Below are 12,933 nucleotides of genomic sequence, written 5' to 3'. Positions count from 1 at the left end.
GAAGCACTGTCAAATAAATTTAAAAAGGAGGGGTCGATTTGCTCCCGATGTTTTTTTGGGCCTTTGTTGTCGGCGGCTTGATATGTGTGATCGGCCAGCTCATGTTTGATGTAGTAAAAATGACACCCGGCCATACCATGAGTACCCTAGTAGTCGCAGGAGCTGTACTGGATGGACTTGGCCTTTATGAACCATTGATGGACTTTGCAGGTGCAGGAGCCACGATACCAATCACCAGTTTTGGGAATTCCCTTGTTCACGGTGCCTTGCAGGAGGCAGAACAACATGGACTTGTCGGGGTATTGACCGGCATGTTCGAAATAACAAGCTCGGGTATATCCGCAGCTGTTATCTTTGGATTCATTGGAGCACTCCTCTTCAAACCCAAAGGGTGAGGCACTGTTTGTCCATAAACTAAATTTATTAGGGGCAATCGATATAAATTAATCCCAGGTAGGAGCTCGCCCATACACATAACTGCCATCTTACATATATTGATTTTGAGTCAACTAAAAGTGAGGTGACAGTAAATGGGCTACGGATTTGGCGGCGGCTGCTTCGGCGGCGGCGGATACGGCTACGGTGGCGGAGGTTACGGTGGTTCTACCTTCGTACTAATCGTTGTATTGTTCATTTTATTAATTATTGTAGGCGCTAGCTTCTACAACTAATTAACGCAGAAATTAAAAGGAAATGCCGTTCCACACAGGGACGGCATTTTTTTGTGTATGAGTTTTTTCAATTTTTAGAACAGTGCTTGTACATTCGGGGAAAACCAGTATACTATTATTATGGCCTGATACTGACCGGTCAGTTTGCTGTACTTTAGGGTACATTGTTGTGAAGAGGCATGTACATAGGAAATTGAACCTAGGGAGGTATGTTCATTGAGCGAGAAAAAAGCCTGGCTTTCCCATTACCCTGATTCCATTAATAAAGAAGTTAAAATCCCCGAGAAATCCCTTCCTGATATGCTTCGAGAAACAGCAGCACAGTATCCAGACCAATATGCACTGTCCTTTTATGGAAGAAAAATGACCTATAAGGAATTACTTGGGGCGGCAGACGCATTTGCTGGCGCGCTTCAGAAAAATGGTATTAAAAAGGGAGACAGAGTGGCTATTATGCTCCCTAATTGTCCTCAGTTTGTCATTTCCTACTACGGTATTCTCTCAGCTGGGGGTATTGTGACACAAATTAATCCCATGCTGGTTGAACGTGAACTGGAATACATTCTTAATGACTCTGGCACTGTAACGATTGTCGTGCTTGATGCCCTTTATCCGAAGGTGAAAAACATCCAGCCAAACACTGGGGTGAAAACAGTCATTGCTGTCAGCCTTCAGCCATCCGGCCAGGAGATTGCTGCGGACTTTACATTCGAAGGTTTCTTGAAAAAGCTGGCTTCCCCCTTTCAACCTGTCAGAATGGAACCGGAGCATGATGTCGCTGTCCTCCAATATACTGGGGGAACGACTGGGCGCCCCAAAGGGGCCATGCTCACCCATAGAAATATCTATGGAAATATCCTGCAGTCTTATGAGTTCTTTAAAGAAGACATCGCTATTGGGCAGGAAAAGTACTTAACGGTCATACCGCTTTTCCACGTGTTTGGAATGACTTCATGCATGAATTTATCTATTTATACCGCATCGGAATCGATCATGCTTCCCCGGTTTGAGCTCGAGGAAGTACTGACTACAATCAAGCAAGAGGAGCCAACTATTTTCCCAGGCGTTCCAACCATGTATGTCGGCATTACCAATCATCCACATGCGGAACTATATGGAATCAACAGCATAAGGGTATGCAACAGCGGCAGTGCTCCCATGCCAGTGGAACTGCTTAAGGAATTTGAAAGGAAAACAGGTTCCAAAATCCTTGAGGGGTACGGCTTGTCCGAAACTTCCCCAATAACCCACTGCAACCCTCCATTTGCTGAACGCAAGGCGGGAAGTGTTGGCATTGGGCTCCCTTCCACTGAATATAAAATCGTTGATTTGGGTGAAGGGTCCAGGGAAGTTCCTGCCGGTCAGCTTGGAGAAGTCATTATTAAAGGGCCTCAGGTGATGAAAGGTTATTGGAACATGCCAGAAGAAACAGCCCATACACTGCGTAATGGATGGCTATATACTGGGGACATTGGCAGGATGGACGAAGATGGGTACCTTTGTATTGTTGACAGGAAGAAGGATTTGATTATTGCAAGCGGCTATAATATATACCCCCGAGAGGTTGAAGAAGTCATTTATGAACATCCTGCCGTTCAGGAAGCGGTTGTTATTGGGGTTCCTGACCCCTACCGCGGTGAAACAGTCAAGGCAGTGATTGTCTTAAAGGAAGGGAAAACCGCTTCTGAAGAAGAAGTCGGACAATACTGCCGGGATCACATGGCAGCCTATAAAGTCCCCACTGTAGTAGAGTTTCGCGGAGAACTTCCAAAGACGGCAGTAGGAAAGATCCTTCGCAGGGCACTAAGGGATGAAGCCAGGAGCCTGCTATAATAACCAGGCACACGATACACCTTTGTTAAGGCTCTGAAAAAAACTTGCCTGTTGCTTGATTTCAGCTCTTGGCTGTCCGTGGTCAAAGAATCTCATTAACACGATAGTTCCGTGCAAAAATGTTTCAATCCACGGGGTTCTGAAAAATACTAATGACTTTCTAACAGAGCCTTAATAAAAAGAATACAGGAATCCGCGGAACCTCTTGTGTTATAATTCTTTGAAAGAAACAGAAGATTGTGGGGCTGCTTGTAGTGAAGGGTAAAATAACGGAGCAAAGCATTCGCTTATTCGAAAAGCATGGATTCAGTGAAACATCGGTTCAGGATATAGTGGATTCCCTGGGGGTGACGAAGGGGACATTCTACTATTACTTTTCCAGCAAAGAAGAATTGCTGATGGATATCCATCATAAGTATATTAATGATCTTGTGGAGAACCAGCAAAAGATCCTTGACAATCAGGAGAAGGACTGTAAAACAAAGCTTACCGAAATTGTTTTTATGCTGATCGGCCATATCGGGGAGCAGGGAGCAAGCGCTAAGGTATTTTTTCGCGAAATTGAAAACCTGAGTGAAGATCACCTTGCTGCCATCATTCCTAAACGGGATCAATTCAGATTGAATATAGAGCAGCTGATCAGGGAGGGAATATCCGGCGGGGAATTTAAGAGCGATTTGAATGCAAGTATTGTTGCTCTTGGAATTCTGGGAATCACCAACTGGAGCTATCAATGGTTCAAACCGACAGGAAGCATGTCGGCTCATGAAGTTTCGGGAATATTCGTCGATATGATTCTGAATGGCATTGCATTGGATTAACTAGGGTGGCGGAAGGGAGTTCTTCCGCCATCTTGAGGGCTCCACATACTAACTAGTTAGTAAGATGAGGGGAGAACGAACAGTAAGGCTTGGAGAAACTGTTGCAGGGCTCATATCAATCATGCTCTTTATTTTATCATTTAGAAAAATGAACGATGAGTTTTGTTAGAAGCACTCGATAGCATCCTGGCTCACATTAAATACTGATGGTATAACCATCTCTTTTTAGAGTAAATTAAAGATTTCATGAATAAAAAATCTACGGTATTAAAATGTATGTACGGAAATAGGCCTGTAAATCGCAAAAAGTTTTCAAGGCCTTCTATTTTGATTCAAAAAGACAGAATAGTTATACTATTATATACACTTAGGGGTGCTGCAGGAGTTTTTTTGGTGCATAGGTTCTTATGAAAATTAATATGAAACAGGAAAGGGGAATGCACATGCATAAACAAATTGATCTCGATACAATCCCGGTCAGGCAGGGAGAAGAATTGGATATTGTTTCTCTCGAATGGTTTTTAAGGAAAAATATTGATGGTCTGCCTTATGACCGCCTGGAAATCAGACAGTTTTCGGCAGGACACTCCAACCTCACCTACCAATTAAGAATAGCAGAATGGGAAGCCGTTCTTCGCCGGCCTCCGCTTGGCCCTGTTGCTCCAAAAGCACATGATATGGAAAGAGAGCAAAGAATTATATCGGAAATTCAGCCTCTTTTTTCACCTGTTCCCAAACCCATCTTATTTACAGATGATCTCTCCGTGATCGGCAGTCCTTTCCAGCTGATGGAACGCAAGCATGGAACAGTGCTCGACACTTCATACCCCGAATGGATCCAGCCTGCTGAAGAGCTTGGAAAAAGAATATCCAGCATTATGATTGATAAACTGGTTGAATTGCATTCCATTGATTATCGGAAGACAAAACTTGGAGAACTCTCAAAGCCTGAGGGATTCATGGAGAGACAAATCCATGGCTGGATTAGGCGCTATGAACAAGCAAAGACGGACGATTTAAAGGAAGCAGATTTCTTGATCTCCTGGCTTGTAAAACATATCCCTAAAAAGCATGAAACATCTGTCATTCACTATGATTATAAACTCAATAATGCCATGTTCAACGAAGACTTTACAAAAATGAACGGTTTATTCGACTGGGAAATGAGCACTGTCGGAGATCCGCTTGCAGATCTTGGGGTAGCACTTGGATACTGGCTCCAGGAAGATGATCCGGACTTGTTAAAGAAAGGTTTTGGAAAAACTTCGGTTACGGTTCAGCCGGGGTTTATGTCAAGGCAGGAATTTATAGAAGAGTATGCAAGGAGAAGCGGCCGTGACGTTTCAGGGATGAATTTTTATTTAACATTTGCTTATTTTAAACTGGCAGTCATCCTCCAGCAGATCTACTATCGTTATAAAATGGGCCAAACAAAAGACTTCCGGTTCGCGAGGTTTAATTATACTGTGCGGAATCTGATGAGCTATGCAGCGCATATTGCTATCAGCTAGAAGGCTGGTGCGTTACATGCCTTTTTGAAACCGGTAGGAATAAATGAGGAAGAATATGAGATTTGCAGAATGATACGGTCGTGACTGGATTGTCCAAGCCGGAACTTGTAAAAGCCTGGGCTTGTGAGGGCAATATGAATCCTTGCGCTCTGGAGAGGGGAATTAGCACGTCAGCACCATGTTTCTCACAGTTAGCGGTTGTTTGCTGATGGAGGAAGGTAAAATCCTGCCTTGCTTGGTCGACCTCCATCCTTCTAGGAAGTTTTATTCAGTGCAGAACCTATTCTGCCTCAGCTTGGAGTTATTCATGCTCTGGTCTTCGTCTTCTCTCGATCATTTATAGGAAGAAGCATCCTAGCTTGCAGCAAGATGACCCCTCTCTCCCCGGCATGGCTTTTGAGAGGTAAGAAGGAATGTGGAACAGGAGCTAATTAATGGACAATGATTTATTTACAAGAAGGTGCAGCTGTATTTAAAGAAATAAAGCCTGGTTTCAAGGCAAAAACAGGGAGAGAGCAAAAATGAAAGCGATACAATTCAAAAAGTTCGGCGGCCCCGAGGTTTTGGAGGTCATTCAGGCACGACGTCCCATTGTTTCCGGTCGCCAGGTAGTCATAGAAGTATTTGCCGTTGGTGTGAATTATGCGGATACAGCCCGGCGGGAAGGGCAATATGTAGTCCCGACACCGCTCCCATTCATTCCTGGGGCAGAGGTTGCGGGCATCGTCATCGAAGTGGGGGATAAAGTTACAAGTGTAGCTCCTGGGACGAGGGTTGTTACATTGATTGAATCAGGCGGTTATGCAGAATATGTCCTTGCAGATGAGCGAAGCTTGATTCCGCTTCCTGATCAGCTGGATTTCGTGACAGCTGCCGCCCTGCCTTTACAGGGGCTTAGTGCTTATCATGTATTAAAAACGATGGGCCGGCTAGAAAAAGGCGAAAGTGTTCTTGTTCACGCTGCAGCGGGAGGTGTTGGCACACTTGCTGTCCAATTGGCGAAAATTTTTGGAGCCGGCAAGGTGGTTGCCACTGCAAGCACCCCTGAAAAGCTGGCGCTGGCAAAAGAAATGGGGGCTGATGTGCTCGTCAATTACCGAGAACCTCACTGGGACCAAGAGGTACTTGAAGCAACACAAGGAAAGGGTGTGGATGTGGCACTGGAAATGGCAGGAGGGGATGTTTTCAATAAAACATTGAAGTGCCTGGCGGATTTTGGCAGACTTGTTATCTTTGGAGTTGCCAGTGGAGAGCAGAGCAGGTTTTATCCATCTTCGTTAATGGCGAGAAACCAGGCGGTCATTGGCTTTTTTTTGCCACAGGTTATGAGAAGGCCTGAGCTGCTCCTTCCAAGTGTAAGTGAACTATTTCAATACGCTGCAGACGGGAGACTGAGGCTTACGATAGGCGGAGTATTTCCCCTCGAAGAAGCAGGTGAGGTGCATTCATTGCTGCAGGGAAGAAAGACATCAGGCAAGTTGATTCTTGAACCGAAAAAAGGATAGAAGGATAGGCTGGATGATTCGAAGGACGATGGGAGGATAATGCGGTAGCCCTCTTTAACGGCATACGAAGCAAACTGGCCGGAAAAGAAGCCTAATGGAATTCATGAAAAGCCGGAAGAGCCTGCCAGCTCCCCAGGTTTTCTTTCACCATTTTTTGCCCCATTCATACTATAGAGTAGTTTAAGAAGGGGCGTGATGTTTTAAAATGGATAATCATTTCTTTAAAAATATTGAAAAGAAAACAGGCGTGAACATGAAAGATATTTTTGATCTGGCAAATTCCCTGCAAAATGCAAACTTTAAAGATGAGAAGACCGTACGCGGCGTCATCCGGAGAGTATCGCAAATCGCCAATAAAAATGTCCCAAAAGAAATGGAAGACAAGATTGTTGAATCCATAGTCAAGGACGGAAAGCAGCTCGACTTCAATCAAATTTCCAAAATGATTAATAAAAAGTAGGAAAGAAGAAAGGCAAGGGCCTTTCTCGTCAGAGCAGGCCCTCCTTAAGTTACCAGAGGTGTGCCAAAAAAGCCCTGCTTTTGACGATTAAAGTGGGATTAAACAGTTTATACGTTTCCAAGGCAATGGTGAAGGAGAATTTTATACAGACAATATGTGACCTTCACGAGTGAGTTATATTAAGAGATCCCACTCTTATTGCCTGAGAAATGGAATGCAAAACCGAATCACTAAAAAAGGCGTGAATTCCAGCTGAATTCACGCCTTAAACATGTTCGATTGTGGCTCTTCCAAATGAAGCTCTTCCTGGCAATCCCTTCATAGGGATGGCTAAAGATTTTTGTTCAAACCATTTAAAAAACGGGAAGGGTTTGCTTTACGTCCCCTCCGGTAATGAGGCACGGAGATATAGAGCTTTTCCATTGCCCGAGTTACTGCTACATAGAGGAGACGCCGTTCTTCTTCTAATGGCTGCGGGTCTCCATTCCGGTATGAATCCAAAGCGAAGTCATGCGGGAGACTTCCATCCACTGCACCGAGCACATAGACCGTATTGTACTCAAGTCCTTTCGATCGATGGATCGTGCTTAAGGTGATGGCTTTTACTAGATTCTTTCCGGCCTGTTTTACCTCCCTGTTCATCCCGATCATATGGTCGGCATGCTCAACGAAGTCAGCGATATTCTCAAAGTTTTTTGCTGCCACCTTTAAGTCGCGGATATCATCGGAGCCTTTGTCCCACTTATTCCCTTCACTCCCTCGTTTCTTTATAAAATCCTGATAGCCCAGGTCTTTCTCGACACACTCAATTGCAGCCAATGGAGAAAGGCGGGAAAGGGATCTTACCACATCAGCCAGTTTTTTCAACTTTTGCTCCTGGAAAGCGAAACCTGTTCTGACGTGAGCCAGGGCTTCGAGCATGGAACAGTCCTTCAGGATGCTTTCCGCCTGCAGATCCCGGAATATGGATTGCTTAAGAAAAAGAGAAGGGAGGATGTTGCGAATAGCATCCGTGTGATCTTCATTAAGGCTCAATCGGAAGAAGGCAAGCATCCCCTTTATCATAAACCGCTCATAAAAGGATTCCATATTTTGGTCCATCCTGAAGGGGAGGCTTGAAGCAGCGAGACGTTCAAACACGGCCCGGCTGGCGGTGTTTGTCCGAAACAGGATGGCAAAATCCTCAGGGCTTGCTCCCATTTCAATGCGTTCCTGGATATCCGTCAGAATCATGGTAGCTTCCTCTTCTTCGTCGTATGGGTAGAAGAGGACTGGCTGAACTTCGCGGGCGTACTGGGCCTTCATTTCTTTTTTATGTCTTTGCTGATTAGCGGATATGATTGTATTGGCCGTTTCAACGATTTCATGCGGAGACCGGTAATTTTGGTTCAGCAGGACAATCTCGGCACCCGGAAAATCCTTTTCAAATTCCAGCAGATAGGAAGGATCACTCCCACGGAATGCATAGATCGACTGGTCATCATCTCCGACCGCACAAACATTTTTCGTTCTGGCCGATAGCATTTTGATTAATTCGTACTGTACTTTGTTGATATCCTGAAATTCATCGATAAGGAAATGCTCGAACCTGGCCTGATACTGTTCCAACAACTGCGGACGGTCTGAAAACAGACGGTGGCAGCCAATCAGCATATCATCAAAATCAAAGTAGCCGTTCTTTTCTTTCGAAGATTCATAGCGTTCATATAAGAGAGAAGTTTTCTCTTCCCAGGGACTATCTGGTTTCACTTGCCTAGGGAGAACCATAGTGTTTTTCCATAAACCAATTTGCTGGAGCGCAAGATCATATGCGAATTCTTTTTCGTCCAACCCGAGAGCTCTGCCAGCTTCTTTAACGATTTGTTCCTTCTGCCATTCTTTTTTTAGTAAGTTGCTGCTGGACCACTTTTCCTTCGAGTGATAGAGCAGGATTTTATAAAAGATGCTGTGGAAGGTTCCTGAGACAATCTGATGAATTCGCTCCTGGTCCATACCGGGATAACTGATCAGTCTTCTTTTCATTTCAGAGGCCGCTTTTGCTGTAAAGGTTACAAGCATCAGCGACTGAGGATTGGCTTTCTGTTCTTGAAGCATATAGGCGGTCCTGGCTGTAAGAACCCTTGTTTTGCCGCTCCCGGCTCCAGCAAGGATCAGCAGCGGGCCGTCGGTATTGACGACCGCCTTTTCCTGGTTGCCGTCAAAGCGGATGCCAATTGCCTCAAGCTTTCGGAGATAGTCACTTTGCACCGAATTAGGAGAAGCATTTCCCCTGCTGAAAGGTCTCGTAATTTTAAGAGGCTGGGATGCCTTGTAGGAAGTCTGGGGTTCCTCTGCCAGTACAGCACGGGATTTGGGCAGCCGGAATCCGTTCGTTTCTATATATTCATTGCTGTCGCTGGGCTCATATCTGGGTGGCTCGGAATTGGTGGTATCATTACAGTTGGACCCCTTAGACAGATGGTGGTAGAAATAGGGATGTGACCGAATGCCAAGGTGCATTCGCAGCGGCTCGCCGCATCCGGGACATATAAGACTCCCTTTTTTGCTGTCATCGTAAAGTTTTTGAAAATCCTCGCGTCGTACATTGTCAAGATGAATCATTTTATTTTTGTATCTAGCAATCTTCATAACTGATACCCTCTTTTTCGGCCAAAAATTAGACAGGTTCTATCATATCAGATTGGCTGTTTTTTCTAAAGGTAAAATAGTGGTTTATACCCCCTTAAAAACGGGTATAAACCAGAAGAATATAATATATAAACTATAAATTGGAATTTACATAAAAAGACTTGTAAGACAGGAGGGAGAAGAGATGGGGTATATTCTTCCGGTGACAAACTACCAATATATGCAATATGCTGAACGGGAAACAATGGTTGATTCGAATTCAGTTCCCCTCACCCATGTAGCAAGAATTCCCAGGATCAAAGCCGTTGAAAGCACCCGTGAGCAAGAATATGAGGTTCCTAAAAGAAAGCAGGATCCTCAACATTACCGAAATTCAAAAGTAAAAATGAACGATGAGTCGGTTGAAAGAGTGTATTCCGAAGTAACAGGAAAAGGCTGGTTCTTTTCCGAAACCATCTAGTCATGACATGTAAAAAGGGCCGTGATGGCCCTTTTATTTTTTAAATGTTCTTTTTCATTGTTTTATGTGGAATGCCCGCATCCAGGAACTCCTCGGAAGTGACGGTGTAGCCAAGCTTGCTGTAAAAAGGAATGGCATGTACCTGTGCGTTCAGCTTAAGAGCGGATATCCCTTGGGATTTGGCGTAATCCTCGATTTTGGACATAATGGCGTTTCCAGCTCCTGTTCCGCGCTGGGATTTCAACACGCAAATTCGTTCCACCTTGCCAACTCCATCCAGGACTCTGAAGCGCCCGGCGCCAGCCGGTACTTCATCCTGATACAAAACAAAATGGGCTGCCTCATCTTCAAATTGATCTATTTCTTCTTCTTCGGGAACATTTTGTTCGCCGATGAATACTGTTTTCCGAACCGAGAAGGCATCGGATAATTCTTTTTCATTGCTGACTTTTCTTACTTCCACGATAGTTTATTCCTTTCCAAGTCGAAATGTTTCATAAACTGTCCAGGATCCGTTTTCAAGCTGATAAAGCAAATGAATACGGTCCACAGACTCTGTAAAGCTGACTTTGTCCATGCGCAGTGATCCAAATACATCAGAATGCTCATCATCCGAAAGCTTTTGGCCAATTGTGATATGAGGGACAAAGTTATATTCCTGATCACTTTCAAAATTAAGTTTTAACTCGGTATGAAGCTTTTCTAGCTTTTCTGAAGGTTCCACTTTCAAGTAGATGACATTGTTCACGGGAGTAAATGAACTGAATTTGGTGATGTTTATTGTGACAGGTTCAAAACTCCTTGCAATCTCACCGATCTTTTGGGCAATGTCTCTAATCTCTTCTTCCGTTGCAGTAAAAGCGGATCTCAGGGTTATATGGGGAGGAATCAGAGCATAGTTCGAGTCATACCGTTTCCTGAACGAATTAGCAAAATCCTGAATCTTTTTCGAGGGGAAAATCACAACGCCAAATTTCATATCACTACCTCCAATTTCTTTTTTATCCTATCCATAAATTGGCCATTTATAGGAGTGCATACCATTATAACAAATTTTCGAAATATATAATATGATAAACCTTATGTCCTCGCGGGAAAAGGTTTTATAATATCTTCTGCAATGCTTCCTTTATATCTGGCTGCCAGTGCGTCCAAAAATGGCCACCTTCAAATTCCCCGTAATGATAGGATAGAGTTTTGGTTTCAAGGATTCTTGAAAGCTCCCGGTTTGGAGTTAAAAAGTCCTGAATGCCTTCTTTTGTCGTTTTCACCTCGGTTTCTTTGCTTCCGACTGTATGGTAAATATCCAATTGCGGTCCTTCAGGAAAATCCAGGGTTTCCTGAAGGACCTTTTCATTTACATATGGAGATTGAAGGATCACTTTGCTGAATGTATGTGGATATCTCAAGGCTGTTCTGAGAGAAACAGTTGCCCCAAGAGAGTCCCCGATCAATGCACGACCCATGCCCACCTGCAAAGTTGGAAAGTTCCTGTCAATAAACGGTACCAGCTCGTGGGCAAGAAACCGAATATATGCTTCGTTCTGCTCTCCGTCAGGGTGATATTTCTTCCAACGATCTTCAACAGAATGATAGGGTATCCCAATGATCATCAAATTTTCAATTTTCTTTGCGGCCAGAAGCTCGTCAGCCACTCGGCCAATTCTCCCCAACTGAAAATAATCTCTTCCGTCCTGAGCAATCATTATCGTGTACTTATTTAAAGGAGAAAACGCTGCCGGCTGGTAAACAAGGAGTGTCATCTCCTCTTCTAGTGCGTTGCTGTGTAATTTTAGTTCGTTAAGTGTCCCCCTGGGAAAGCTCATAATGTAACCTCCGCCCTGCTGAATTTTTAAAAATCTTCTCTAATTAAGTTGATTTTAGCATAAGCATTGGTAAAATGCTTTTCCTGCTATTTTACAAAGGCAGAAAGGGAGGGCTGTTATTGAACAGTTTAATTGACAAGATTATGGACTGGTAGTTAGAATAAAATGGAGTCTGAGAATCTTTAAAAGGGGGAATTATGCATGAAAAAAAGAAAGTTTCTAATGACAACAATCTTGATGTTAGTACTCTCGATGCTCCTGGCTGCATGCGGCGGAGGCAATGAAGAGGGCAGCTCTGAAAACGACAACGAAAAATCATCAGGTGAAAAACCCAAGTTTATGAGTATCCTGACAGGCGGTACTGGCGGTACATACTTCCCGCTGGGCGGATCTTTTGCAAACATTGTATCCGATGCTACTGGAATTGATACAAACGCCGAAACAACAGGTGCTTCTGCAGAAAACATGCAAAGCATTAAAGACAACAAGGGTGAAATTGCCTTTACTCAAACAGATATTGCTTCATATGCCACAGAAGGAAAGCTAATGTTTGAAGGGAATGCAATTGATAATATCCAGGCGATCGGAACACTTTATCCTGAAACAATCCAAATTGTTACTACTGAAAAGTCAGGAATTAAAACAGTTGAAGATTTAAAAGGAAAGAAAGTTTCCATTGGTGCTCCCGGATCCGGTACTGCTGCCAATGCAGAACAGATCCTTGAAGTCTATGGCATGAAACTGGAAGATATCCAGAAGCAGGACTTAAGCTTCGATGAGTCTGTAAATGGAATTAAAGATGGCAACATTGATGCAGCATTTGTAACAGCTGGAACACCTACAGCTGCTGTAGAAGAACTCTCTGCAACAGAAAAAGTAGTGATTGTCCCTGTCGATGCAGACAAAGCAGACGCTTTGATTGAAAAGTATCCATACTACACGAAGGATGAAGTGCCATCCGGAACATATAAATTGGGATCTGCTGTTCCAACTGTAGCTGTACAGGCAATGCTTGTCGTAAAATCGGATCTTTCTGAAGATGTCGTATATGATGTGACAAAAGCCATTTTTGAAAACCTTGACCAGGTAACACACGCAAAGGCTGAACAGATTAAGCCAGAAAACGCCTTGAATGGTGTGGGAATCGATGTTCACCCTGGTGCACAGAAGTATTTTGATGAAAAAGGAATTAAAGCAGCACAATAAAAAGTTTTTCCC

The 12,933-nt window shown here is 43.9% G+C and carries 13 protein-coding genes; 9 read left to right on the top strand and 4 right to left on the bottom strand.

Annotated elements, in window-relative coordinates; translation table 11 throughout:
* Nucleotides 1–38: 38 nt before the first annotated feature.
* The 7 genes from spoVAE to spoVIF all read left to right on the top strand — a co-directional run bounded on the left by spoVAE (nucleotide 39) and on the right by spoVIF (nucleotide 6,801).
* Entirely contained in the window at nucleotides 39–395 is a 357-nt protein-coding gene (gene spoVAE / locus EV146_RS00670) for a stage V sporulation protein AE (RefSeq protein WP_121609534.1), read from the top strand.
* A 135-nt stretch (nucleotides 396–530) separates the two neighbouring features.
* Entirely contained in the window at nucleotides 531–671 is a 141-nt protein-coding gene (locus EV146_RS00665; RefSeq protein ID WP_132000792.1) for a YjcZ family sporulation protein, read from the top strand.
* A gap of 216 nt (nucleotides 672–887) precedes the next feature.
* Nucleotides 888–2,504: a long-chain-fatty-acid--CoA ligase gene (locus EV146_RS00660; RefSeq protein WP_132000790.1), complete on the top strand. Its 1,617-nt coding sequence runs from the start codon at nucleotides 888–890 to the stop codon at nucleotides 2,502–2,504.
* 254 nt (nucleotides 2,505–2,758) lie between these two features.
* Nucleotides 2,759–3,325 (top strand): TetR/AcrR family transcriptional regulator, encoded by a 567-nt coding sequence (locus EV146_RS00655; RefSeq protein WP_132000788.1) that lies wholly within the window; start codon nucleotides 2,759–2,761, stop codon nucleotides 3,323–3,325.
* A gap of 443 nt (nucleotides 3,326–3,768) precedes the next feature.
* Entirely contained in the window at nucleotides 3,769–4,836 is a 1,068-nt protein-coding gene (locus tag EV146_RS00650; protein WP_132000786.1) for a phosphotransferase family protein, read from the top strand.
* Nucleotides 4,837–5,357: 521 nt separating this feature from the next.
* A complete protein-coding gene (locus EV146_RS00645) occupies nucleotides 5,358–6,341 on the top strand; it encodes a quinone oxidoreductase family protein (RefSeq protein ID WP_132000784.1) in 984 nt (327 codons plus the stop codon).
* A gap of 205 nt (nucleotides 6,342–6,546) precedes the next feature.
* Entirely contained in the window at nucleotides 6,547–6,801 is a 255-nt protein-coding gene (gene spoVIF / locus EV146_RS00640; RefSeq protein ID WP_132000782.1) for a sporulation-specific transcription regulator SpoVIF, read from the top strand.
* A 330-nt stretch (nucleotides 6,802–7,131) separates the two neighbouring features.
* Here spoVIF and EV146_RS00635 read toward each other — a convergent pair whose 3' ends face one another.
* Nucleotides 7,132–9,429 (bottom strand): UvrD-helicase domain-containing protein, encoded by a 2,298-nt coding sequence (locus EV146_RS00635; protein ID WP_132000779.1) that lies wholly within the window; start codon nucleotides 9,427–9,429, stop codon nucleotides 7,132–7,134.
* 184 nt (nucleotides 9,430–9,613) lie between these two features.
* On the opposite strand from EV146_RS00635, the gene EV146_RS00630 reads away from it, so the two are divergent.
* Nucleotides 9,614–9,889 (top strand): hypothetical protein, encoded by a 276-nt coding sequence (locus EV146_RS00630; protein ID WP_132000777.1) that lies wholly within the window; start codon nucleotides 9,614–9,616, stop codon nucleotides 9,887–9,889.
* Nucleotides 9,890–9,929: 40 nt separating this feature from the next.
* Here the strand turns inward: EV146_RS00630 and EV146_RS00625 are convergent, their stop codons facing one another.
* The 3 genes from EV146_RS00625 to EV146_RS00615 form a co-directional block, all read right to left on the bottom strand.
* Complete coding sequence (locus EV146_RS00625) at nucleotides 9,930–10,352, bottom strand: GNAT family N-acetyltransferase (protein ID WP_132000775.1); 423 nt, start codon at nucleotides 10,350–10,352, stop codon at nucleotides 9,930–9,932.
* 6 nt (nucleotides 10,353–10,358) lie between these two features.
* Nucleotides 10,359–10,868, bottom strand: a complete 510-nt coding sequence (locus EV146_RS00620) for a YjcG family protein (protein WP_132000773.1) — start codon at nucleotides 10,866–10,868, stop codon at nucleotides 10,359–10,361.
* A gap of 124 nt (nucleotides 10,869–10,992) precedes the next feature.
* Nucleotides 10,993–11,715 carry an alpha/beta hydrolase gene (locus tag EV146_RS00615; RefSeq protein WP_181215897.1) on the bottom strand — a complete coding sequence of 241 codons (723 nt, stop codon included), beginning with the start codon at nucleotides 11,713–11,715 and terminating at the stop codon, nucleotides 10,993–10,995.
* A 201-nt stretch (nucleotides 11,716–11,916) separates the two neighbouring features.
* Here EV146_RS00615 and EV146_RS00610 point away from each other — a divergent pair, with 201 nt between their 5' ends.
* On the top strand, nucleotides 11,917–12,921 hold the full coding sequence (locus tag EV146_RS00610; protein WP_132000769.1) for a TAXI family TRAP transporter solute-binding subunit: 1,005 nt from the start codon (nucleotides 11,917–11,919) through the stop codon (nucleotides 12,919–12,921).
* The last annotated feature ends 12 nt before the right edge of the window (nucleotides 12,922–12,933 follow it).

The sequence above is a fragment of the Mesobacillus foraminis genome (genome assembly GCF_004340465.1).
GTDB classification, from domain to species: Bacteria; Bacillota; Bacilli; order Bacillales; family Cytobacillaceae; genus Mesobacillus_B; species Mesobacillus_B foraminis.
Note: the sequence above shows the minus strand (reverse complement) of the source record. Positions and strands in the feature narration are given on the sequence as shown.